23 protein-coding genes and 1 pseudogene are annotated in these 23,198 nt (G+C 62.6%); 18 read left to right on the forward strand and 6 right to left on the reverse strand.

Translation table 11 applies throughout. The features are described 5' to 3' along the window. Positions 1–405 precede the first annotated feature (405 nt). The gene (gene glmS / locus ACX80B_RS08375; protein WP_459295025.1) at positions 406–2,295 is read right to left on the reverse strand and encodes a glutamine--fructose-6-phosphate transaminase (isomerizing); all 1,890 of its coding nucleotides are present in this window, start codon (positions 2,293–2,295) and stop codon (positions 406–408) included. Between the two features lie 104 nt (positions 2,296–2,399). On the opposite strand from glmS, the gene coaA reads away from it, so the two are divergent. The 3 genes from coaA to ACX80B_RS08390 all read left to right on the forward strand — a co-directional run bounded on the left by coaA (position 2,400) and on the right by ACX80B_RS08390 (position 5,003). Next, positions 2,400–3,374 carry a type I pantothenate kinase gene (gene coaA / locus ACX80B_RS08380; RefSeq protein ID WP_459295027.1) on the forward strand — a complete coding sequence of 325 codons (975 nt, stop codon included), beginning with the start codon at positions 2,400–2,402 and terminating at the stop codon, positions 3,372–3,374. Then, positions 3,374–4,396, forward strand: a complete 1,023-nt coding sequence (locus ACX80B_RS08385; protein ID WP_459295029.1) for a M15 family metallopeptidase — start codon at positions 3,374–3,376, stop codon at positions 4,394–4,396. Before coaA ends, ACX80B_RS08385 begins: the two co-directional genes overlap by 1 nt. A gap of 169 nt (positions 4,397–4,565) precedes the next feature. Then, entirely contained in the window at positions 4,566–5,003 is a 438-nt protein-coding gene (locus tag ACX80B_RS08390; RefSeq protein ID WP_459295031.1) for a PaaI family thioesterase, read from the forward strand. 18 nt (positions 5,004–5,021) lie between these two features. On the opposite strand, the gene ACX80B_RS08395 is transcribed toward ACX80B_RS08390, so the two are convergent. Then, positions 5,022–5,669: a M23 family metallopeptidase gene (locus tag ACX80B_RS08395; protein WP_459295033.1), complete on the reverse strand. Its 648-nt coding sequence runs from the start codon at positions 5,667–5,669 to the stop codon at positions 5,022–5,024. 114 nt (positions 5,670–5,783) lie between these two features. Between ACX80B_RS08395 and ACX80B_RS08400 the strand changes: the two genes are divergently transcribed. The 10 genes and pseudogenes from ACX80B_RS08400 to ACX80B_RS08445 all read left to right on the forward strand — a co-directional run bounded on the left by ACX80B_RS08400 (position 5,784) and on the right by ACX80B_RS08445 (position 15,752). Then, positions 5,784–6,689, forward strand: coding sequence for a sulfite exporter TauE/SafE family protein (locus ACX80B_RS08400; protein WP_459295035.1), 906 nt, complete (start codon positions 5,784–5,786; stop codon positions 6,687–6,689). A 99-nt stretch (positions 6,690–6,788) separates the two neighbouring features. Continuing rightward, positions 6,789–7,247 (forward strand): RrF2 family transcriptional regulator, encoded by a 459-nt coding sequence (locus tag ACX80B_RS08405; RefSeq protein ID WP_459295037.1) that lies wholly within the window; start codon positions 6,789–6,791, stop codon positions 7,245–7,247. Between the two features lie 82 nt (positions 7,248–7,329). Beyond that, entirely contained in the window at positions 7,330–7,734 is a 405-nt protein-coding gene (gene mscL / locus ACX80B_RS08410; protein WP_459295039.1) for a large conductance mechanosensitive channel protein MscL, read from the forward strand. Between the two features lie 72 nt (positions 7,735–7,806). Next, on the forward strand, positions 7,807–8,598 hold the full coding sequence (locus tag ACX80B_RS08415) for an NYN domain-containing protein (protein WP_459295041.1): 792 nt from the start codon (positions 7,807–7,809) through the stop codon (positions 8,596–8,598). A gap of 166 nt (positions 8,599–8,764) precedes the next feature. Continuing rightward, positions 8,765–9,919: pseudogene (locus ACX80B_RS08420) on the forward strand (cytidylyltransferase domain-containing protein); the annotation flags it as partial. Between the two features lie 135 nt (positions 9,920–10,054). Next, a complete protein-coding gene (locus ACX80B_RS08425; protein ID WP_459295567.1) occupies positions 10,055–11,023 on the forward strand; it encodes an N-acetylneuraminate synthase family protein in 969 nt (322 codons plus the stop codon). Positions 11,024–11,037: 14 nt separating this feature from the next. Continuing rightward, positions 11,038–12,030 (forward strand): glycosyltransferase family 2 protein, encoded by a 993-nt coding sequence (locus ACX80B_RS08430; RefSeq protein WP_459295043.1) that lies wholly within the window; start codon positions 11,038–11,040, stop codon positions 12,028–12,030. Then, complete coding sequence (locus ACX80B_RS08435) at positions 12,027–13,433, forward strand: polysialyltransferase family glycosyltransferase (protein ID WP_459295045.1); 1,407 nt, start codon at positions 12,027–12,029, stop codon at positions 13,431–13,433. Before ACX80B_RS08430 ends, ACX80B_RS08435 begins: the two co-directional genes overlap by 4 nt. Positions 13,434–13,437: 4 nt before the next feature. Further along, positions 13,438–14,469, forward strand: coding sequence for a hypothetical protein (locus ACX80B_RS08440; protein WP_459295047.1), 1,032 nt, complete (start codon positions 13,438–13,440; stop codon positions 14,467–14,469). Continuing rightward, the gene (locus ACX80B_RS08445) at positions 14,466–15,752 is read left to right on the forward strand and encodes a DUF6716 putative glycosyltransferase (RefSeq protein ID WP_459295049.1); all 1,287 of its coding nucleotides are present in this window, start codon (positions 14,466–14,468) and stop codon (positions 15,750–15,752) included. The genes ACX80B_RS08440 and ACX80B_RS08445 overlap by 4 nt, the downstream gene beginning before the upstream one ends. Here ACX80B_RS08445 and ACX80B_RS08450 read toward each other — a convergent pair. Further along, positions 15,746–16,537, reverse strand: coding sequence for a sulfotransferase (locus ACX80B_RS08450; RefSeq protein WP_459295051.1), 792 nt, complete (start codon positions 16,535–16,537; stop codon positions 15,746–15,748). The genes ACX80B_RS08445 and ACX80B_RS08450 overlap by 7 nt on opposite strands. Positions 16,538–16,821: 284 nt before the next feature. Here ACX80B_RS08450 and ACX80B_RS08455 point away from each other — a divergent pair, with 284 nt between their 5' ends. Genes ACX80B_RS08455 through ACX80B_RS08470 form a run of 4 tightly spaced genes read left to right on the forward strand, consistent with a single transcriptional unit; the run spans position 16,822 to position 19,150 of the window. Next, positions 16,822–17,178, forward strand: coding sequence for a twin-arginine translocation signal domain-containing protein (locus tag ACX80B_RS08455; protein WP_459295053.1), 357 nt, complete (start codon positions 16,822–16,824; stop codon positions 17,176–17,178). Next, complete coding sequence (locus ACX80B_RS08460) at positions 17,175–18,233, forward strand: alkaline phosphatase PhoX (RefSeq protein ID WP_459295055.1); 1,059 nt, start codon at positions 17,175–17,177, stop codon at positions 18,231–18,233. The genes ACX80B_RS08455 and ACX80B_RS08460 overlap by 4 nt, the downstream gene beginning before the upstream one ends. A 19-nt stretch (positions 18,234–18,252) precedes the next feature. After that, entirely contained in the window at positions 18,253–18,555 is a 303-nt protein-coding gene (locus tag ACX80B_RS08465) for a twin-arginine translocase TatA/TatE family subunit (RefSeq protein WP_459295057.1), read from the forward strand. Positions 18,556–18,601: 46 nt separating this feature from the next. After that, complete coding sequence (locus tag ACX80B_RS08470; protein WP_459295059.1) at positions 18,602–19,150, forward strand: hypothetical protein; 549 nt, start codon at positions 18,602–18,604, stop codon at positions 19,148–19,150. 9 nt (positions 19,151–19,159) lie between these two features. On the opposite strand, the gene ACX80B_RS08475 is transcribed toward ACX80B_RS08470, so the two are convergent. The 3 genes from ACX80B_RS08475 to ACX80B_RS08485 form a co-directional block, all read right to left on the reverse strand. Then, a complete protein-coding gene (locus ACX80B_RS08475) occupies positions 19,160–19,591 on the reverse strand; it encodes a hypothetical protein (protein ID WP_459295061.1) in 432 nt (143 codons plus the stop codon). A gap of 67 nt (positions 19,592–19,658) precedes the next feature. Further along, positions 19,659–19,889, reverse strand: coding sequence for a hypothetical protein (locus tag ACX80B_RS08480; RefSeq protein ID WP_459295063.1), 231 nt, complete (start codon positions 19,887–19,889; stop codon positions 19,659–19,661). After that, a complete protein-coding gene (locus ACX80B_RS08485; RefSeq protein WP_459295065.1) occupies positions 19,886–21,280 on the reverse strand; it encodes a glycosyltransferase family 2 protein in 1,395 nt (464 codons plus the stop codon). The genes ACX80B_RS08480 and ACX80B_RS08485 overlap by 4 nt, the downstream gene beginning before the upstream one ends. A 299-nt stretch (positions 21,281–21,579) precedes the next feature. Between ACX80B_RS08485 and ACX80B_RS08490 the strand changes: the two genes are divergently transcribed. Next, a complete protein-coding gene (locus tag ACX80B_RS08490; protein WP_459295067.1) occupies positions 21,580–23,121 on the forward strand; it encodes an HNH endonuclease signature motif containing protein in 1,542 nt (513 codons plus the stop codon). Positions 23,122–23,198 lie beyond the last annotated feature (77 nt).

The raw sequence follows: 23,198 nt of genomic DNA on the forward strand, positions 1-23,198 counted from the left end.
GCACACGACGGTATCCTCTGTCCTTGGCAGTTCCCGACTCACTCGCTGGCAATTTGCTGGGAGTCACGGGTATGGAGAACGGCCGGCCCGACCTTGGTGTGGACCTAACACTACGGTCGATCCACCCCTGGGGTGGACCCACCACTGCGGTCGCTCCAACACTGAGTCAGCTACTTAGCCGCGAGGTAGCCCATTCTAATGGGCTACCTCGCGGCCGAGGGGCTGACTCGAGCGTTCGGACCGTAGCCGAGGGGCTGACCCGAGCGATTGGGCCGTAGCCGAGGCGCTACCCCGAGCGATTGGGCCGTAGCCGAGGGGCTACCCCGAGCGATTGGGCCGTAGCCGAGGGGCTACCCCGAGCGATTGGGCCGTAGCCGAGGGACTGACCCGAACGCACGGTCTCACTTACTCAACGGTGACGGACTTCGCCAGGTTGCGCGGCTGATCGACGTCGTAACCCTTGGCCGACGCCAGCTCGCACGCGAAGACCTGCAGCGGGACCGTGGACAGCAGCGGCGCCATCAAGGTCGGGCTCTGTGGGATGTAAATCACGTGGTTCGCGAATTCCCTCACGGCCTCGTCGCCCTCTTCGGCGATCACGATCGTCACGGCGCCGCGGGCACGGATCTCCTGGATGTTGGAGACCACCTTGGCGTGCAGCGAATCGCGGCCGCGCGGGGAAGGCACGACGACGAAGACCGGCTGGCCCTCTTCGATCAATGCGATCGGGCCGTGCTTGAGTTCACCGGCGGCAAAGCCCTCGGCGTGGATGTAGGCGAGCTCCTTGAGTTTGAGCGCACCCTCCATCGCAACCGGGAAACCGACGTGGCGGCCCAGGAACAGCACGGACTTGGCATCCGACATGGACCGGGCCAGCTCACGGACGTCATCGACGCCGTCGAGGACCTGCTGCACCTTGTCCGGCATCTGCGCCAGGTCGCGCATGATCTCGGAGATTTCGTCCTTGTACTTGTTGCCGCGAAGCTGCGCGAGGTAGAGGCCGAGCAGGTAGGTAGCGGTGATCTGCGCCAGGAACGCCTTGGTGGAGGCGACGGCGATTTCCGGACCGGCGTGCGTGTAGAGGACGGCATCGGATTCGCGCGGAATCGTCGAACCATTGGTGTTGCAGATCGCGATCACCTTCGCGCCCTGTTCGCGGGCGTGCCGGACCGCCATCAGCGTGTCCATGGTTTCGCCGGACTGCGAGATCGCGACCACCAGGGTTTTCTCGTTCACGATCGGGTCCCGGTAACGGAATTCGTGCGCCAGCTCCACCTCGGTGGGGATCCGGCACCAGTGCTCGATCGCGTATTTGGCGACCGAACCGGCGTAGGCCGCGGTGCCGCAGGCGATGACCACGATCTTGTCGATCGAGCGGAGCACTGCTTCGTCAATGCGCAGCTCGTCCAGGATCAGACGCCCGTCCACATCGGTACGGCCCAGCAGGGTCTGGGCGACAGCGCCGGGCTGCTCGTTGATTTCTTTCGCCATGAAGGAGGGGTAGCCATCCTTCTCGGCCGCGGCAGCGTCCCAGTCGACGTGGAACTCCTTGCCCTGCCCGGGAGCACCAAAGAAGTCGGTGATCGTCACATCCTCGGGGGTGATGGTGACAATCTGGTCCTGGCCGAGCTCGACGGCGCGGCGGGTGAAGTCGATGAAGCCGGAGACGTCGGAACCAAGGAAATTCTCGCCGTCGCCCAGTCCCACCACGAGCGGTGAGTTGCGGCGGGCGGCGACGACGACGTCGGGCTGGTCCGCGTGCACGGCCAGCAGGGTGAACGCACCCTCAAGGCGTTGGCAGGCAACCTGCATCGCCTTGGGCAGATCGGCGACCTGGTTGGCGTAGATGTCGCCCAGCAGGATGGCGGCCACTTCGGTGTCCGTCTCGGAGCGGAACTCGTAGCCCTTCTCCAGCAGTTCGGCCTTGATGACCGAGAAGTTTTCGATGATGCCGTTGTGGATGACGGCCAGGCGGCCATTGTCCGCCAGATGCGGGTGAGCGTTCTGGTCGGTCGGTCCGCCATGCGTAGCCCAGCGGGTGTGGCCGATGCCCGTGACGGCTGCCGGCAACGGCTTGCCCTCCAGCTCACTGAGTAGATTGCTCAGCTTGCCGGACTTCTTCCGGGACTCGACACCGGCGTCGGTAACGACGGCGACACCCGCCGAATCGTAGCCCCGGTACTCCAAGCGTCGCAGCCCTTCGAGCACTACATCGAGCGCGCCATGGCTGGAGTCGTTGTTCTCAACAGTCGCATTTGCGCCGGCGCGGCCGACGTAACCCACAATTCCACACATGTCATCAAGGGTACCTGTGACATCCGGGTCTCCCGTACCGCTATTACACGGCGTCGGCGGCCCCACGTTGGAGTTTGCCCTCTGGAGACGGCAGAATGCGTTAAGTGAGCCAAGAGTCCAAGAGCACCAGCAATGGCGGTGAGAGCAATTTCACGCCCTTTGTGGAGTTGGACCGGCAAACCTGGTCGCGGTTGTCGTCCGAAATCGAATCTCCCCTGAACCAGGGCGACATCAACCGCCTGCGTGGGCTCGGCGATCCGCTCGATATGGACGAGGTCCGCGAGGTCTACCTCCCGCTCTCGCGACTGCTGAATCTCTACGTCGGCGCGGCGGGTCAGCTGCATGCGGCCACCACCACCTTCCTCGGCGAGAAAACCACCCGCACCCCGTTCGTCATCGCGGTCGCCGGGTCCGTCGCCGTCGGAAAATCCACCACCGCCCGCGTACTCCAGCAACTGCTGCGGCGCTGGCCGGACACCCCGAACGTGGAACTGGTGACCACGGACGGCTTCCTCTACCCGAACGCCGAGCTCAAACGCCGCGGCCTGATGGAACGCAAGGGCTTTCCGGAGTCCTACGACCGCCGTGGCCTGCTGCGCTTCATCAGCGAAGTGAAATCCGGCGCCGAAGAGGTCCGCGCCCCCTGGTATTCACACGTCACCTACGACATCGTTCCCGGCCGCGAGGTCGTCGTCCGCCGCCCGGATGTGCTGATCCTGGAAGGCCTGAACGTGCTCGCCCCCGCCCGCACGCGTCCCGACGGCCGCTCGGGGCTGGCGCTGAGCGACTTTTTCGACTTCTCTGTATATGTGGACGCGAAAATGGACTATATCGAGCAGTGGTACATCGAACGCTTCCAGTCGCTGCGCACGTCCTCGTTCACCTCCCCCGAATCCTACTTCCACCGGTACGCGGGCCTGTCCTATGACGAAGCTGAGCAGACCGCCCGCGGGATCTGGAAGCGGATCAACGAGCCGAACCTGCAGGAGAACGTGCTGCCTACCCGCGGCCGGGCCCAGCTGGTGCTGACCAAGGACGCCGACCATTCAATCCGGCGGATGTTGCTCCGGAAGACGTAATGGACACTCCAGGCGGCGTGCCCGCCTTCCTTGCCTTCCTTCGAAAAACCGCGGCATGGTCGACGACGGCGGCACTCGCCCTGTCCCTCGCTGCCTGTACCGTCCCACCGGAGGAAAGTACGACGGCGGAACCCACCACGGCGTCGTCGTCACCGGGTAACAACTTTGGGAACTCCGAAGCTGACGGCGGAACCGGAATCTCCACCGCTGAGGGCGGAACCGGAACCTCCGGCGACTCAGCCTCCGGTGTCTCGTCCAGCTCCGCTCCAAGGGAAAGACCGCACGGCATCTCCCCCTCCCGCGGCACGGATGCGAACGCGCCGAGCCAGCCCCGGGCGGCACCCGACCCACCCCCGGCGCCAGGCTCCACCGGACGCAGCACCGGTCCCCCGCTCCGGAATGACGAAGCGAACTCACGCTTCGTCACCGTCGACAACCCGTCCAGCCTGTCCGTCGTCGTCAATAAGCAACGTCCGCTGTTTCCACTCGACTACGCGCCCTCGGGGCTGGTGAAGGCGCCGGTCACTTCTGCTGTCACCGGCGAGAACGCGCTGCTGCGGGACGATGCCGCTGCGGCCGCAGACAGGATGTTCGAAGCCGCCGCCGCGGACGGAATCAACCTGACCTTGCTCAGCGGCTACCGGTCCTACAGCACTCAGCTGACAACCTACAACAGGTGGGTCATCCGGCTGGGCTCGGTCGCTGAAGCGGACCGGGTCTCAGCACGGCCCGGCTACTCCGAACACCAAACCGGGCTGGCACTGGATATCGGCGTCGCCAGCGGTGCCTGCTCACTGCAGCCCTGCTTCGCCAAACTTCCGGCTGCGGAATGGGCCCGGGAGAACGCGCACAAATTTGGCTACATCGTGCGCTATCAGCCCGATTATTACGCCATTACCGGGTTTAACCCGGAGCCGTGGCATTTGCGGTATATCGGTGTGCAGGATGCGACCGCGATGAAGGAACGGGGAATCCACACCCTGGAGGAATACTTCGGCCTTCCACCCGCTCCGCGGTACTAATGAAACTGTGAAGGGAGACCGGCCAGTGCTGCCGTCATAACTTCAGCAATCCGCGCATGCCCTCGCAATGCACGAACGCCGCGTCACGAAGGTTCTGCCCACCCTCTGACTCCAAACGCTGGTCTAGGCTGACTTCAACAATCGAAGTCAGTATTGAGGAGTTCAGAGTATGGCGGCAAACGACCCTCACGTTCCCGATGTGTCCCTCGCGGCCTCCAGCCGTTTTGTCGCGGCGTCGGGATTCGTCGTCGAGGAAGCAACAGGCACACGTGTGCGCGGATATGTCGACCTTGGCGCGGACCACCACACGCCATGGGGCGTCGTGCATGGCGGCGTGTATGCGACCATCGTCGAAAGCGCAGGCAGCATCGGTGCCAGCAAGGCCGTCGTCGAGCGGGGGCAGTTCGCGGTAGGCGTGCACAACGCCACTGACTTCCTGCGCCCTTCAACCGGAGGACGGGCCTCGGTGGAAGCCGAAGCCCTGCATCAGGGACGCACGCAGCAGCTGTGGCAGGTAGTGATTACCGACGTCGAAACTGCCAAGGTGTTGGCGCGCGGACAGCTGCGCCTGCAAAACGTGCCGCTCCCTGAAACTCAGCCAGCTTAAGCAGAGTGCGCGTAGGGCTTAGATCTTAACGACGTCGGAATCGTTCGGCAGCCAGGCGTTCCCGTTGCGATCACGAAAGGCGATGGGGACGCCTCGGGCACGGTTCCAATCGGTCGAATCAGAGACTTGGACATGCACGTGTGGTTCGGTGCTGTTGCCGGAGTTGCCGCATTGGGCGACCATTTCGCCAGTCTGCACGGCCTGCCCCGGGCGTACTTCAATGGTGCCTTGACGCAGATGTGCGAGGAGCACATAGGGGCCGCCGTGGCTCACAGCAATCACTACGTGGTTACCGGCGATGGCAGCTACGCCCTCACGTATCCGACCTGCTTGTCCCAGCATGTATGGCACAAGAGTCAGCTGTGACCGGCGCCCCTGATGATCAGCTTCGCCGTCATGGACGGCAACTACAGTCCCCGACGCCGGCGCCAGGATCGGTTGCCCGAACCCAATAAAAATCCCGGCCGGTTCTGAGGTCAAGAACGTGCGCCACGTGCGCGGTCCCGACCGGCCGGCACTATCGACGGCAACGAAATCAATCGCATGCGACGTGCCAAAAGCGTATGTGCCATGGCTGGGTACCCGTCGTGCTGGGCTGTTTTCCACCCGCCAACTGCCCCGGAAGGGAAAGTCGAGCACCACAGCATCCTGCGGAGTGGTCATCATGGTTTCACCGTACCCAATCAACAGAAACTCATCGGCGAAGCACTCTTGCATAGTGCAGTAAATACATTTACTCTACTAACTTAGTAGACTTATTTAGCTGACATGGAGTGTGTGATGCGAAGTTTGGTTTTGATTGGGATCGTGGGATTTATCGCCCAGCTGGTCGACGGGTCGCTGGGTATGGCGTATGGAGTTACCTCGTCGACGCTGCTGCTGACAGTGGGCATCGCTCCGGCTGCTGCATCCGCCGTCGTTCATTTGTCGGAGGTCGGCACAAGCTTGGTTTCCGGAGCTTCACACTGGAAGTTCGGAAACGTAGACTGGCGGGTGGTCTCGATCCTGGCCTTGCCCGGTGCTATCGGTGCCTTTGCCGGGGCCACCTTCCTGGTGGGCCTGCCCGGCGATTCAGCCAAACCGTGGGTTGCCCTATTGCTGCTAAGCCTCGGCGTCTACGTGATCTACCGGTTTCTTCGCTTGGGAGGGGCGCGTCCGCAACTAAAGGCGAGGCCCTCTGCCTTCTTCCTGTTCCCGCTTGGGCTGGTTGCAGGCGCATTGGATGCCATCGGTGGCGGTGGCTGGGGACCTATGGGGACCTCGTCGCTGCTTGCCTCCGGACGGATGGAACCCCGGAAAGTCATCGGCACCGTCAATACTTCCGAATTCGTCGTCGCGGTCGCCGCTTCACTGGGTTTTCTCGTGGGCCTTGGCAGCGCAGGCATCAACTGGGCATGGGCGCTCGCCCTCCTGATCGGTGGAGCGATCGCTGCCCCAATAGCCGCTTGGGTGGTCAAGCGTTTGGCCCCACGCATCCTGGGCGTGGGCGCAGGAGGATGGATCGTCGTCACCAACTCCAAAACCGTCCTGGAGAGCTGGTTTGGTTTCGAACCGACTTCTCCAACTCTCTGGCTCATAGTCGCGGCACTGGCACTGGGCTGGATTTACCTGATTGTTCGTGCGGTTAGAGCCCATCGCGCAGAGAATCAGGCCGAGCGCACTCCCGAACCCGCCTTGACACGCTGAGAAGGCACTCGCATCAACCGGAGGTGACCGGCTTTGATCGGTTGGCTCAACGCCTCAGCAGCGTCGATTGGCAGTGGCTGCTCTGATAGATTGAAAGCCATGCGCGTCTCCACCAAATCCGACTACGCGCTCCGGGCATTGATCGAGATAACCGCCCACACCGGCGCCAGTCCACTATCAGCCGAGGACGTCGGACAGCGACAAGACATTCCACACGGTTACCTGCAAGCCATCCTCGCGGATTTACGCCGCGCGGGCTTTATCAGCAGCCAACGTGGACCATCGGGCGGTTGGCGTCTCGCAGTAGGGGCAGACCGTATCAGCGTTGCGGACGTGATCCGCGCTGTTGATGGACCGTTGGTCAGTGTTTACGGAATCCGTCCTGAAGCCGTCAGCTACAACGCTGCCGCGGATGGTCTGCAACAGGTCTGGATTGCAGCACGCACGAGCCTGCGTGACGTGCTCGAACATGTCACCGTTGCGGACCTTGCCACTGGGAAGCTGCCGCCCGAGGTGACGAACCGCATTTCGGACAAAGATGCTTGGGAACCACGCTAATCACGTAGCCGTTTCCAGTTAGGAACTCCCTGCCATGAGGAAATTCCGCAGGTGCTGGTCCGGTCAAAGGTAGTCTATTGCCATGATTCAGGGATTCAAGGCCTTCATAATGAAAGGCAATGTCGTTGACCTTGCCGTAGCCGTCGTTATCGCCAGCGCATTCGGCACCGTCGTTACAGCACTTGTCGACAGAGTGATTATGCCGCTTATTGCAGGCATATTCGGAGCCCCGGATTTCGACAAGATTCTGGCTTTCCAGGTCGGTTCCGATCCCCAGAATATTGTCTCCTTCGGAGCGGTACTGACTACGGTTGTGAATTTCCTCCTGATCGCCGCAGCCATTTACTTCGTCATTGTTGTCCCCATGAACAAGATGGTCGAGCGGCGGAATGCCCGGCTGGGAATCACCGAGGAAGAAGAAGTAGTTGATCCGCAGATCGCGCTGTTGACCGAGATCCGCGACGAGTTGCGGGCACGGCAACGATAATTCCGGGTAACTATTCAGCATCTTCCGCAGCCGCGGATTGACGGTTTGCATGCCTGCCTGAATGATCAGGAGATGACTGGGGATCAGAAACGAATTGCACTGTTGATAGACGCCGACAATGCTCCGGCGTCGAAAATTGAATTGATACTGGAGGAACTTGCAATCCGGGGGCGTGCTGCCGATGTCCGGCGAGCTTACGGGGACTGGAAACTTGAGACCCTTCAACCGTGGGTAGAGAAGCTACCTCTCCACGCGATCCAGCCAGTTCAACAGTTCGCCTTCACCGTACGCAAAAACGCCACGGACATAGCGATGGTAATCGACGCGATGGACCTGCTCTACGCGCATTCTTTCGACGCTTTCGCCATCGTCTCCAGCGATGCGGATTTCACGCCGCTGGTAACGCGTATCCGGGCTAATGGCGTGAAGGTGTATGGCTTTGGCGAGGAGAAAACATCGGCGGCATTCGTCAATGCGTGCACACAGTTCACCTATCTCAGCGAGCTGGGGAAGTCGCCGGCCGGTCCCAAGCATGCCGCGCCCAAACACGCCGCTGCAAAGACTGCGGAAACAAAAAAGACGGTCAACATCAGTGAGCCACAGAAAGCTCCCAAGGCCGGCAATCCCAAGGATCTCCAGGATCCACGGGTTCAGGAGATGTTGCGCAATGCCGTGGACGCATCGAAGAACAAGGATGGCTGGTCGCATTTGGGCGAAGTGGGAACGCAAATACGCAAAGACACGTCGTTCGATAGAAGCGCCTATGGACACAGCAATTTAAGCAAGCTGTTCACGGCGACTGGGCTGTTCGACGTTAGACGGCAGAATCTAACGGTATTCGTGCGGGATAAACGTAAGAACTAAACACGCCGCCACACTTTATGAGGCGACCTCGGGAGGCACTGACGAGATCGTCATCGGGTAGTCACTCCCCCGTTACCTAATCCATACGGCCCGTCCACTCTGGCTTCCTAACGTTCTTGGTGTGAGCAGAACACCAGCCGGAAATTACGACGACGGCGCCAGCCGGGTGACCGCAATCATCCCCGCCCGCGGCGGTTCAGAAGGCATCAAGCTGAAGAACCTCGAAATGGTCGCAGGACAGACCCTGCTGGCACGGGCGATCGAGTCGGCGCAGCAGGCAAACGCAATTACCGACGTCGTCGTCAGCACTGACCACCCACTCATCCGGGCCGAAGCCGAGCGGATGGGCGCAATCGTCATCGACCGTCCGGAATCTCTTTCCGGTTCCGAGGCGACCTCCGAATCAGCGCTCATTTACACCCTCGAGCAGCTGGATCCAGAACCCGCGGTCACAGTGATGATCCAGTGCACCTCGCCGTTCATCTCCGACGTCCACCTGGATCAGGCAGTTGATCGTGTGCTGCACGGCGGCGAGGACTGCGTCTTCTCCGCGGCCGAAAACCACAACTTCCTCTGGTCCACGGGCGACGACGGCGTCACGGCGGTTGGCCACGATGCCGCATTCCGCCCGCGCAGGCAGGACCGGGAGCCGCAGTATCGCGAAACCGGCGCCTTTTACGTCATGCGCACCCGCGGACTGAAGTCTTCCGGGCACCGTTTCTTCGGCCGCCTGGGACTGCAGATAGTTCCCGAGGATACGGCTATTGAAATCGATACACCCGCGGATCTGGCCACAGTTCGCGCGATGGTCCGGACCATCGTTGATGCGTCTGGCCCCGCGCATGGCCAGCTGCGGCACGACGATTCAGAACAGCAGCTGCGCCACAACGAGGCCGTCGAACCGGTGGACGTCGACGCCCTGGTCACTGACTTTGATGGCGTCCACACCGACGACCATGCGCTCGTCGACGGGGACGGCGGCGAACATGTCCGGGTCAGCCGCCGCGACGGCATGGGCGTCTCACTGCTGCGCGCGGCGGGAATTCCGCAGCTGATCCTGTCCACCGAGCGGCATCCAGTGGTGGGTGCCCGTGCGGCGAAGCTGCGGGTCGACGTGCTCCAGGACGTCAGCGACAAGGCCTCCGCACTCCGGCAATGGATGGCCGTGCAGCGGCTCGATCCGGCACGGGTGGCCTATGTCGGCAACGACGTCAACGACCTCGCAGCGATGGCCTCCGTCGGCTGGCCCATCGCCGTCGCCGATGCCCATCCCGACGTCCTCGCCGCGGCACGGACAGTGCTGGCCCACAACGGCGGGAACGGTGCGGTACGGGAAATCTGCGAGCGCATCCTTGCCTCCCTTCCAACCCGTATCCGTCAAGAACCATCCGCGGCAGGGCAATCCCGCCCGGCCGGAAACAGTGTGATTGAGAAAGTGAGTGACCAAATGAGCACCATGACAACCGCTGAAGGAACATTAACCACGACGGCGGGCGCCGGCAACGGTGCCGCCACCAGGGACCAGGCCGCTCCAGTCAGTATCGGTGGAAAGAGCATCGGCCCGGGCCAGCCGGTCTACGTGATCGGCGAGATTGGCATCAACCACAATGGCGACGTTGAAATCGCCAAGCAGCTGATCGACGTCGCGGCCGAAGCCGGCGCCCAGGCGGTCAAGTTCCAAAAGCGCACCCCCGAAATCAGCACCCCGGCGGACATGAAGAACAAGATGCGCTCAACCCCATGGGGCGAGATGACCTACCTGGAGTATAAGGAGCGCGTGGAGTTCGGCCGCTCCGACTACGAGAAGTTGATCAACCACGCCGCCGGGCTCGGACTGGAATGCTTCGCATCCCCGTGGGACATCCCGTCCGTACAGTTCATGGAGGATCTCGGCGCCGTCACCCACAAAGTGGCATCGGCCTCGGTCACCGACATCGAAATGCTCAAGGTGCTGGCCGAAACCGGCAAGCCGATCATCCTCTCCACCGGGATGTCCACGATCGAACAGATCGACGCCGCGGTCGAGACCCTCGGTACTTCCCGGCTGATCATGCTGCACTCTACCTCCACCTACCCGCTTCCGCCGGAGGAGGCCAACCTCCGGACCATCGAAACGCTCCGCGAACGGTACGGCGTACCGGTCGGATATTCCGGGCACGAGCGCGGTCTGCAGATCTCGCTTGCAGCGGTGGCACTCGGTGCTGTCGCCGTCGAACGCCACATCACTTTGGACCGCACCATGTGGGGCTCCGACCAGGCCTCCTCGCTGGAGCCGACCGGCTTCGAGCACCTGATCCGGGACATCCGCATTCTCGGTGAAGCCATGGGCGACGGCGAGAAGCGCGTCATGCCCGGCGAGCTGGCGCCGCTGTCCCGCCTGCGCCGCGTGGATGGCCAGAATGCTACAGCCGGCCGGCCTGCATAACGGAACGTTCCCCAATGAACACACCATTACTGAGCGTTATCGTGCCGGCCAAGGACCAGTTCGACTACCTGCCCGACGCACTCACCAGCCTCACCCGGCAGTTTGACGACGCCTCCGCCCTGGAGGTCATCGTCGTCGACGACGGCTCCACCGACGGGACCCGGGAGGTGGCCGCTGCCTACGCCGGCCGCCTCCCGGGCCTCCGGATCATACACAACGCGACGCCGAAGGGACTGGCCACGGCACGCAATCAGGGTCTGGCTGCCGCCGGTGGGCGCTACCTGACCTATCTGGACGGCGATGACTGGCTGGCGCCGGGACACCTGGCGTCAATCACCGCCAACATCCAGCGTTTAGGGTGTGACTTCCTCCGGGTGGACCACGTGCGGGTCACAGGAAATAAGCGCAGCACCCACCGCGCTCCGCAGGCCCGCCGTTCCGTCGTGCTGGACCCACGGGAATCCATCCTTCCGGAAACGACGGCCACCATGGTGGATTACTGCTACGCCTGGGCCGGTGTTTTCGACCGCCGGCTGGCGGACGCCGGCCTGCTTGAGTTCCCGGACGGACTGCACACCGCCGAGGACAGGCCCTGGGCGTGGCGGCTGCACCTCGAGGCGGAGTCCTACGCCGTCGTCGATTCCCCCGGCATCCTGTACCGGAGGGGGCTGCCGTCGTCGTTGACCTCAATCTACGATTCGCGGCAGCTGGATTTCCTGCCCTCCTTCGAGCAGGTTTTCCGCCTCGTCGAGGCCGACCGGGAGGCCGGCCGGTTCTGGCCCAAGGCGGCACGGATGTTCCTGGCTGTGCTGACCCACCATCTGGGCCGCTCGGACGGCATGACTTCGCTCGACAGTCACCAGCTGCGGACCCGCGCCGAGGACACCCTCGAAATGATACCGACGCCGGTCCTGGCCACCGCCCTGCGGAACCTCGACGCCGGCCGGTACCGGAGGGTGCGGACGCTGGTGCCCACAGCGGCCCGGAAATGGAGGACGGCGGCATGACGGTGCTGATAGTTGCCTCCACCATGTACCAGTGCATGTCGCTCGCCGCGGCCGCCGACGCAGGCCAGCTGACAGCCGACGGCGAGGAGCGGATCCTGGTGCTGGCCAACAGTTCGCAGGTACCTGAAGTCACCGGACGCCTGCAGAATTCGCCCGGCTTCGAGCTGGTGGCCGCCCGGTTCGACCGCGTCCTCGACCTCGCCGAACTGATCTACCCGCGCCGGCCGCAGCAGTTCTCCCCCGCGCACGAGGACCTGCGGATGTGGCAGACACTGCTTCGCAGCCACTGGTCCCTCGGTACGGAACCGATCCGGCTGGTGCTCGATTCCGTACACGTCAATCCCGGCATCGCGCTGGCGCGGATCTTTACCGGCGCAACCCTGACCGTCCATTCCGACGGGCTGATGGTTTACGGCCCCACCCGCACGCCCCTCGGATTGGATATCAGCCAGCGCCTGGATGAGTTGCTGTATCTGGATCTGGTCCCCGGCCTCCAGCCCCAGTTACTGCGTGAGCATGGAATTACGACGACGGCGATCCCCCGGGATGCCCTGCGTGCAGTTATCGATGAGCTCGCCGAAGGCAGTGCCGTCGACCTCTCCAGTAGCGAGGTCAGTGCCGGGAACCTCACAGGGGTCGGTACCGGGAACCTCACCGATAACGTGAACCGGACGGCCTTGATCCTGGGCCAATACCTGACTGAGCTGCGGCTCATCGACAGCGACGAGGAGGCGGAGCTGCACCGCGGCATGCTCGAAGCCGCCGCCGGGCTGGGGATCAAACGCTGTGTGTTCAAACCGCATCCGTCCGCCGGCCGTAAGGCAACGCACGAGCTGGCCGAAGCCGCCACGAAACTGGGCCTTGAGTTCGTCGTTCTTGACGTTGCTGTACCGGCCGAGGTGGTTCTGGCGCTGCTGAGTCCGGACGCCGTCGTCGGAACCTTTTCCACCGCGATGGCAACGGCACGCTTCCTGTTCGGTATTGAAACTGTGGCAGTCGGCACCGAGCTGATGCTGGAACGACTGACACCCTACGAAAACAGCAACCGGATTCCGGTCACCATCATCGATGCGGTTCTGGTTCGCGGAATGACTGCGCCCGAGGACGCCGGGCAGCACCTTCAGCCATTGGTGGAAGCGGTCGCCTACTGCATGCAGCCGGTAAATCTCGCCACTCTGCGACCGATGGCAATGCGCTATCTCAGCACCGCGGCCGGCACGGAAAACCTGCGGTACTTCAAGCGACGCCGGTTGACCGCCCTCGACCTTCCCGGGTCGATGCCAGCCGGCCGCCAGGCAGTGGTACTGGCCAAGCGTCTCCCACCGCCAATGCGCAAGCTCGGGCGCCGCGTCCTGACCGGCCATGTCCTCGGACGCCGGGTCCTGGCGTCTGTCTCGGGTTGATGACATGGACCTGAAGAACGTGGGCTTGCGCACTCTTCCCAGGCCCAGGTCCGGCAGTGCGGTGGTATGGACGGAATCTCCGCTGCAGCTCCTCAGCGCCGTCGAAGGCCACGGCGCGGGCTTGCTCGGCCGCGACACCACGATTTATCCCCGGGCCGGAGCGGTGGGCATGTCCGGCATCCTGAGTTCGATGATGTCGCAGGTGCCCGCCGGCGTGAGCTTCGGTCAGGCCAGGACACAGATCCCCTCGATCAGGGCTGCCGGTGTGGACAAATGGGTGATCGGCGACGCCTTCTCCGGACAGGTGCAGCGTCAGTTGCTGCGGCACCCGCCAGCGCACGAGGTGGTCGTGCTCGACGACGGTTTGGCGACCCGGAAGCTGCTGTCAGGGCTGACACGTGATATTCCGACGCCGCTGCTCCGTCCCCGCGCCAAGCGCACCCCCGCCCGCGACGCCTTGGGTTTAGCCGCGTGGTTCCGGCTGCGCCAGCTGGCACAACGCGGCAACCTCGTCGTCTTCACCGCCCTGCCCATCGACGCCCAAGTTCATGCGGACTTTGAACGCCTCGGTGGCCACCTCGAGTTCCACCGGTTCGAATGGTTGAGCACCCAACCGGTGACTGAAATCGTGAATGAACCCATGATCATGGTGGGTTCGGCGATGCCAGCCGACGGATTGATCCACGCCGATCCCTATATCAATTGGGTCCACGAACTCACCGAGGACGGACCCGTCGGCTATTTTCCGCACCGCCGCGAAACGCCGGAACTCCTCGCCCGCATTGCCGCCAACCCGATGATCCGCATGAAGGAACACACAGTCCCGGTGGAGATGCGGCTGCGCGGCCTCTGCCCGCCCCAAACCGTCCACTGCCTGCCCTCTACGGTGTTGGCCTCACTCGGCCTGCTCCTCGCCCCGGCCGGTGTCCGGTTGCAGGGCCAGCCGGTGCCCCCATCATGGTGGACGCCGACGACGACGGTACAGTTACGCCGGCACCTGAGCAGTTCCCTGGATGGTTTGGGATCTGCCGCGTGAGCGGCGCTGGCGGACCTGGCGGGTTTGCCCGGATCGACGAAAGCGCCGGTGGCTTCAGGATCGTCGCAGTGGTGGACAGCGACTCCTACCTGAAGTTTGCCTGTGCCACCCTCGAAGGCATGCCGGAGTGGGACAGAAGCGTCGTCGTCGTCCGCTCTCCCGTGCTGCCCACCACGGAGCAGGTCCGCGCCGCCACCTCCGGGACTTTCATGGCGGACGTCCCTGTGCCCGTCGTCCCCGCCCGTAAGCTGTCCGCCGTCGTCGATCAGGCCGACGTCGTCCTCGCCGCTGCCACCGGGCCTATCGCCGAGGAAGTGTTGTTCAGAGCCTCGCGGCTGCGCCCCCGGCCCGCGCTGATTTCCGCCCTGCCCGGAGTGGCCCTGCCGGCAACAGAAAAGGGCATGCGATACCGGGCCATGAGCGATGCTTTTGTCACGCACAGCCACGCGGAACGCCGCGCCTACAGCGTGCTGGCCGACGCGCTCGGAGTCGATCTCACCATGCTCGTTTCCCGGCTGCCGTTTCTCCGCGGAAGGCTGCCCCAGGGCGCAACATGCCAGCACTCTGCGGAGCCGCCCCGACCCGCCGATGCCCCGCTCCGGTCGGTCGTCTTCGCCCCACAGGCGAAGGTGCCCGCCGGGCGGGAGGAACGGATTCGTATCCTGCAGCACCTGGCCGAACTGGCACGGCTGCGTCCCGAACTCAAAGTCACCGTGAAGCTGCGGGCATGGGACGGCGAACCGCAAACACACCTCGAACACCACCCTTATGACCGGCTATGGCGGAAACTGACGGCTGACGGCGCCGTCGCGGGTGACGAACTCAACTTCGGGACCGGCTCCCTGACCGGCTTCCTCACCGCTGGAGCGGCCCTGGTCACGGTCAGTTCCACCGCGGCATTGGAAGCGGTCGACGCCGGACTTCCGGTGCTCATCCTCGGCGACTTCGGCGTCAACGACGAATTGCTCAACGCTGTCTTCACCGGCAGCGGCCTGATCGGCTCGCTGGATGATCTACAGCGCGGCACCTTTTTCCATCCGGAACGGCCATGGCTGCGCGATAACTACTTCCATGAACCCGAAGACAAGCTGTCCTACTTGCTTGGAAGCTACGCCGTCGGCGCCAGGGCCGGGACGCTCGGAGTCCCCGCCACGGTGTCGGCCCATACGCGCCGTCGTCGGCTCCGTCTACGGCTCCGCACCGCACTCCCCACGCCGGCGCTGAACCTGGCCCGGCGGCTGTCGAAGCTGGCGCAATCCGCGCGCCAACCCGTCCGTCAGTAGGAGTGCCGTTGCTCCATCGTTTTGCGGATGCCCTTTTCGTCGAACTCCTCGCCGAGCCAATCGAAGAGGGATGACAGGTTCGACGGGTTGGCCACGTAGTCGTCGAAGTGCACCCGGAAGGCGGCATCTCCGATATTCTCCGCCAGCGCCAGGAACCTCTCTTCCGTCGCCTTCAGCTCAGCGATCGCGTTCGGCTTGTCCGCCCACCATTTGCTGCGGCTCACTTCCTCGAGGGACCGCGTGTTGACGACAAACCGTGCACCGGGAAACACGCTGCGGAGGTAATCGATGAATTCGGGTAGATCATTCTGCGGCCAACGGATTTCCTTGTATCCCACCACCCGTGAGTCATTCTCCGGCCGGATGAAGGTGCTCAACGCCAGCTCCCGCATGCCGGAAAGTGCGACATCGTCCGGGTAACCGTCGATCCCGAACCACGGATGTGTCACCGGGATGGGCTCCGCTTTCCTGCGCTGCTCCCGGTCCTTGACGGCCCGCTGGTGGAATTTGTAGAGGTCGCCCATCAGGCCACGGTTTTCGCCGCGGATCAGGTAGCCGGGAATCGTATTCAAGATCCCCTGAAGCAATGTGGAGCCGGAACGTCCGTACGTCACCACAAACAGGTACTTCAGTCCTGCGCCGTCGCTTCGGGGTGCACCCCTCAGCCGCTCATTTTCCAAGCATATTTCCGCATTCCGCCGACGCAGGTAGTCCCGTTCGGCAATGACGTCCCTGAGCCGTGGAATCCGGCGCGCCACGCCACCGAGATACGTCACCGTGTCCACCAAGCCTCCTACGCGTACATCGCCTATCTCTCCAAGGCTACTGGCGATGAGCAGGCCGGAACGGGCCAAAAGCGGCTCTGCGCGAACATGTCATCCGACGTTCACCCGACGGAAATGTCTGCCGATGACAGGCTGTCAATTGTCCTTACCGGAGCCAGCTTGAGTTTCCACCGCTGTGAGAGTTCACCTGAATGTCAGCCGCCGGTTCCTTCCTGACCATGTAGGCCAGTCAGAGTCGACTCGGCCGACAATTACGCGGCCCTTTCCCTTTAGGAGGCTGTTTCGTGACTTCATCTGTTTCCCGCCGCGGGTTCCTGGGCGGCACCGCCGCCACCGGGCTCGGCTTCGCCTTCGCCGGATCCGGAAGCCTCGATGCGTTCATCCGGCCCGCCTCTGCCGCCACAGGCACCGCCACCGGCTACGGCACTCTGGTGCCGGACCCGCGAGGCATCCTTGCGCTGCCGGAAGGCTTCTCCTATGAACTGATTGCCCGGTCCGGAGAGACGTCAACCGACGACGGCGTCCACCCCAGCGATCCGGATGGAATGGGCGTTTTCGCCGCCGGTGACGGTGGTTCCATCCTGGTGACCACGAGAACAGCGGCGAGGAGGACTTCCCCGTCCCGGCCATTGACGGGATGACGTACGACCCCGGCGCCATCGGAGGCACGTCCACCATCCTCGTCGACAAGAATGGCAGAAGGGTAAGCCAGTACACATCGCTGGCAGGTACGGACAATAACTGCGCCGGTGGCATCACCCCCTGGGGCACCTGGCTGACCTGCGAGGAGACCGAGTCCCGCGCGGGCGAAGGCGGAAACACCAAGAACCACGGTTACGTCTTCGAGGTCGATCCGCAGAGCCGCGCCGCCAACATTGGCAAGAGTCCCGCTCCACTGACATTCATGGGCCGGTACTCCCATGAGGCTGTGGCAGTCGATCCCGCCACCAGCGAGGTTTACCTGACCGAGGACGCCAGCAACCCCAACGGCCTTTACTTTCGTTGGGTGCCGCCGGTGGGCTTCATACCCGGAAAGAACGCCCTGCGTAACCTCGCTGAACTGCCGGGTGGTGACACCGCCGGCCGGCTTCAGGCGATGAGTTGCTTCCTCGGCAGCCAGCACATCTCTGACCTGTCGGAGGCGACCAACGTCGGCACCCGGCTCAAGGTCAGATGGGTTGACGTTCCGGACCGCAGTGCCGCCACGGAATCGGTGCGCAATCAGTTTGAGGACGGGCAGATTACCCGCGCACGCAAGCTTGAGGGCCAGTGGTGGGCCGACGACGGCGCTTTCTTCGTCTCCAGCTTCGCCCGTACCGAGGACGGCAGCGCCAACGACCACGACGGCCAGGTCTGGTTCTACGATCCGTCCAGCGAGACCATCACGCTCAAGACCATCTTCGGCATCAATACCGAGCCACAGCAGGATAACGACAACTTTGACGGCCCGGACAACATCACCGTCTCTCCCCACGGCGGACTGATCCTTGCCGAAGACGGCTCCGGCATCTCTCACCTGGTCGGTGTCACATCCCAGGGCAAGGCCTATCCGCTGGCACGAAACGACTACAACAACAGCGAGTTCTGCGGACCGGCCTTCAGCGCGGATGGCAACACGCTGTTCGTCAACATCCAGTCCCCGGGATTCACGCTCGCCGTGACGGGACCATGGGGGCGTCCAAGCAACGCCGCCTAACCAGAAAGGACGTTCTCCCTTGGCAAGACTCTTCGACAATCCACTGCCCCTCATCATTATCGTTATCCTTGCCCTGCTGCTCTTCGGAGCACCAAAACTCCCCGGCATGGCACGCAGCGTCGGCCAGTCCCTGCGGATATTCAAGTCTGAAGTTCACCAGATGAAGGACGATGTAAATCCAGAGGCCGACGCCGGTACGGACGCCGCTGGCGACACGGCTACCGCTCGCGACGATCAAGCTTCTACAAACAGCACGAGCCACTCCGGACGTGCAGACAGCATGGTAAGCGAAACTGGATCCGCGTCGGACCGCACCCCGTAAATTGGAACCATTGATGCATCATCAATGATCAACGGGGGGACAAGGAATGACCCAAGAAGATCGACAGTACACTCGGCCAAAAGCGGCCACGGCACGCTTAGATCGTCTTGAAAGTGCCGCTCGGATTCAGGCCAGGTTTCTCCTTGAGGGCGAGAGTTTTGGTGCTGTGGTCGAAAGGTTGCGAATCACCATCCCCAGCTTCACTAATAGGCAATACAGCGAAGCAGTCGAAGCCGGCCTCATTAGTGCACGCGAAGACCAAGCCGAGAACCAACGTAACCGCGATGATTTTATCCTCAAAGCACGCTCCGAGTCCCTGCTGGTGGCGGCATTCATCTTGCTGCGGGAGTCACGCCGGTCGGGAGCGTGGCATGATCGGTTAGGCCCCATCAACGTCGAGAATGTACTCGACGATCTCCATAGTATTGAAGACATTCGTGAAGCGGTGCTATCCGCTGCTTGTTTACTCAAGGCAGGGTCCCAATGTGATCTTTCAGAAATCGATGCAGCTTCGCGGTTGGAGCGGGAACACCCAGGTTTTCGTCCCGAGGACTACGTCAGGGCTGCGGATATCGGGTGGTTTGCATCACGGTAGCCAAGGCGCCTACGACGCGCTCCCACGCGTCAACATCTCACCGTCCAGTTCGACGCGAATGAAACCATCTGGCTGTTGATCGCCATCGTAGAAATATCCGTAAATTAGCAACGCTTCGGCTGCTATCCTCATCATCTGCCGCTTTGCTGCCTCATCCTTGAAACGGTAAGGCTGAATCCCGGCGTAGCTTGCCGCTGTAGGGCTAGTGCCAAAGGTTTCAAAGCGTCTCAGAAGGAACGATTCACCAGGCTCGGGATCCTCGACTAATTCTTCGCTCGCCTCGAAGGGAATCACTGCTTCCCCGACAACGAGTTTGAACGACTCCCCAGGCCGGTGTACGTGACCGGCCACCATCTGCATCCGTATATGGCGCTCATGGTCAACAACACGACGGTCCCCGAATATCGGATCATCGACTTCTAGCGTGTCGATCGTGAACAAGACCTCCCCTGGCTGCTTGAGGTGGCATGGTCATCGGCTGTGCCTCGGCACAAATCGTCAGCGGTCGCTAACGTATTGGTGCGTCTGGATGGATGCTGCGTGTCTCGGAACGTGCCTTATGCGTTCTGATCCAGTCGCCAAAGTACACCTTGGGCAGAATCTTGGCGACCGATAATGCCACGTACATGACGGTATTCAGCGCCACGAACGCCGCCATGATGGCGAACAACTCGGACTGCAAAGTCGCCTCGGGAAAGAGGATTCCGGTGGGCGGCATTACGCCAGTCAGAACGTTCATACCCGCGCTCCCTCTGCAGGAACGGTTACAGGAGTCTTAGGGGTGACGTGCTTCCAATTGGCCTGGCGCCCCAAAGAGATGTCGATGATTCCCTTGACGTACACGACGTTGAGGAACATGTCGAACAGCAGCTCGGGGAAGAGCAGAAAAGCCAGCATGCGTGAACGCCAGCCGCCCTTCCACACCGTGACCACGCGTTCGATGATGAACAGCACACCCAGTCCTATCCAGAACGGAAACCAGATCCAGACATCAAGCGAGAGCACCATGACAGCGATGAGCAACAGATAGGATCCCAGAGCGATGACGCCATAGCCGATCCCGAACTGCTGCGCCCAGTAACGCAGGGTCTGGGCAGTGATGCCGTAGGCGCCGAGATTTTCCAAGGCGCCCCGTTGCCAGCGCAGCCGTTGAGCCCACAACGTCGACCACGTCGGCATTAATTCCGTGACGACGGTGCATTGTGCAGGGGAAATCATGAGCGCGCCCAAGGATTTCAGCGCAATCGTTAGCTCGTTGTCCTCGGTCAACGCGGCGGTGTCATAGACGTCGCCGGGCTGTCCCGGGATCGATGTGCCACGGTTCTTTGCGACGGTCCTCAATGCGGCTGGGCGGAAAATCGAAGCGGTGCCGGTCAGGACGAAAACCCGCCCACGTCTGCGGCGGATTTCGCGGCCATAGCGGATGTATTCGTTGCGTTGGAAAAGGCCGAGCAACCCATGCCCTTCCTCCCCGTAGAACAGGCCGCCGATCGCCATTAACGCCCGGTCATCGGTGAAGCGGCCAACAGCTGCTTCGAGGAAACCGTCATCAAGTCTGGTATCCGCGTCCATCACCATGACGACGTCGTTATCACCCTGTTGTGGGAGCACCTGCTTAAGGGCCTGGTTCAGAGCTCCGGCCTTCTTCTGCGTATTTCCCACCGACTCGAGGACCTCGACTCCGGCCCGCCGGGCCACCGCGACCGTCGAGTCCGTGCAGTTGTCGGCAACAACGATGACACGCTCCGGACGGTGCGATTGGTTCAACAGCGAGGCGATGGTCGAGGGTAAGGACGATTCTTCGTTGTGAGCGGGAATGAGCACGGTCACGGACACCGGCCCGGCATAGACTCCACGCGTGGCTCCCATCACAACCCTCGGCGCCAACGGGGTTGTCAGAGCGTCGACTGATCGTCTTGATGTGTTGGCGATACGCCGCTCGAGCAGCGCCACGCCGGCGGCAAGCAAAAGTGCAAGCGCGACGGCCGCGAGAAGCGCCCGCAATGGCGGCGCTTCAACATCATAAAGGACGGTCCAAACACCTAAGGCGACGCCTTCGGTTGGCGCATAACCGGCTGCCGGCCGCTCCGCCGCAACCGTAAACCAGATCAACGCAGTCGCGCTGATCACAGCGGCTGCTATGACCAGACCGACCCCCCGCTGAAACCGCCTTTTCCCCATGCGCAAATATTACACCGCAATGATCACCAGTAACATAGGTCACATCAGAGCGGGGCATCTATTTTCGACCGGAGTGACGACAATTGGAAAATGACTGTCGCCAAACGGCAGAACGACATGCCGGAAGTCCAGCGTCTCGGGCTTGTGCTGCTGACCTTTAGATTCCATCCTCTCCTTCGTTACCTTTTCGTTATCCGGTAGCGTACAGGGTTTCGAATATTGTCGGTACCGGCTGATGTACTAAAGACATGGCAAACGAGGAAGCACCAGGCGGCGGGGACAGCGACGGCGCTCCGACCGGTGCCTTTGAGCTGCCGGAACTGGCCGGCCCACTCGGCGACGTGGTGCCCGGGGTCTTGTCCTTCGATGAAGCGACCATGGCCCTGGTCTCGGCGGGGCAGCTCATCGCGTGGGCGGAGGGGCTCAAAGCCCGCCTGGTCACCCGGCTCTGTGAAACCTCCGCCGGCACGGTCCCGCAGCCCGATCCGGCCGGCCCGTCACGGAACGCCGAACGCCTGGCCCGGATGAACGTCGAGGGCGAAGTCAGCGGGGCGTTGACCCTGGCAACGAAGACAGCGCAGAAACTCATCTTCGAAAGCACCGAACTGGTCGGCTCTTTCCCCGCCACGCTCGACCGCCTCGAAGCCGGGGAACTGAACCGGGACCAGGCCATGGTCATCATCGACCAGGCACAAACCCTCCCCGAAGAGGCCCAACCCGAATTCGAGCAGGAACTGCTCGCCGACGCACCGTCCCTGCCACGGCCGAAACTGGCCGGCAAGGCCAAGCGCCTGCGCGAACGCATGCATCCCGAATCCGGCGCCCGGCGGAAAAAGAAAGCAGCCTGCGACCGCAGGGCCTGGTTCCAGCCCGCCGAAGACGGAATGGCCTGGCTCGGCGCCTACCTGCCCGCCGAAGCAGCCACCGCCGCCTTCAACCGCATCACCGCCGCCGCCCGGGCCCTCCGCGGCCCGGACGAGGAACGAACCGGCGCCCAACTCTGCGCCGACGTCTTCACCGACCTCCTCCTCGGCGCCGGGCCGATCCCAGATGGACCAATTGCGGGCCTGAACGACGACAACAACAACGATCGTGGCAGGGGCGGGAATCCCGCACCCGGCTCAACCGGCACTGCTTCCTCCGGTCAGGCCGTGGCAGAACCACACCTGCCCAACTACGAGCAGATCAAACCCGAAGTCATCGTCACCGTCCCCGTCCTCACCCTGCTCGGCCTCTCCGAGGAGCCGGCTGAGCTTGAAGGCTTCGGACCCATGGACGACGAGACCGCCCGAAAACTATGCGCGAACGCCCCCTCATTCAAACGGATCCTCACCCACCCGGAAACCGGGGCGATGATCTCCTTCGGCAGAACCACCTACAAAGTACCCGCCGACCTGAAAAAAATGATCAATATCCGCGACCGATGTTGCCGCGCACCGGGCTGCAACCGATCCGCACGCTTCACCGAACTCGACCACACCACGCCCTGGGCCGAAGGCGGAAAAACAGACTACGAATCACTGAAAGGCTACTGCCCCATGCACCATCTCCGTAAAACCGCCTGCGGATGGAAAGACACCCAAGACAAAGACGGCACCATCACCGTCACATCACCAGCAGGACGAACCTACACATCAAAACCCGAAGGACCCGTCCTCACCAGCCGCAAAGACGCCCAACGCTACGCCACCGGCAACGGCCACCACTTCGACCCATGGAACCCCAAAAACAACAACAACACCGCAAACAACACCGAAACCGGCGACCACGACCAAACCCCACCATTCTGAAACCACAAGAAGGTGCTTCAATGCTTGAACAGCGATTCAGCCACAGTTCCGGAGCACCCGGCCAGCCGCGACTGAGC

The organism is Arthrobacter monumenti, assembly GCF_054511255.1.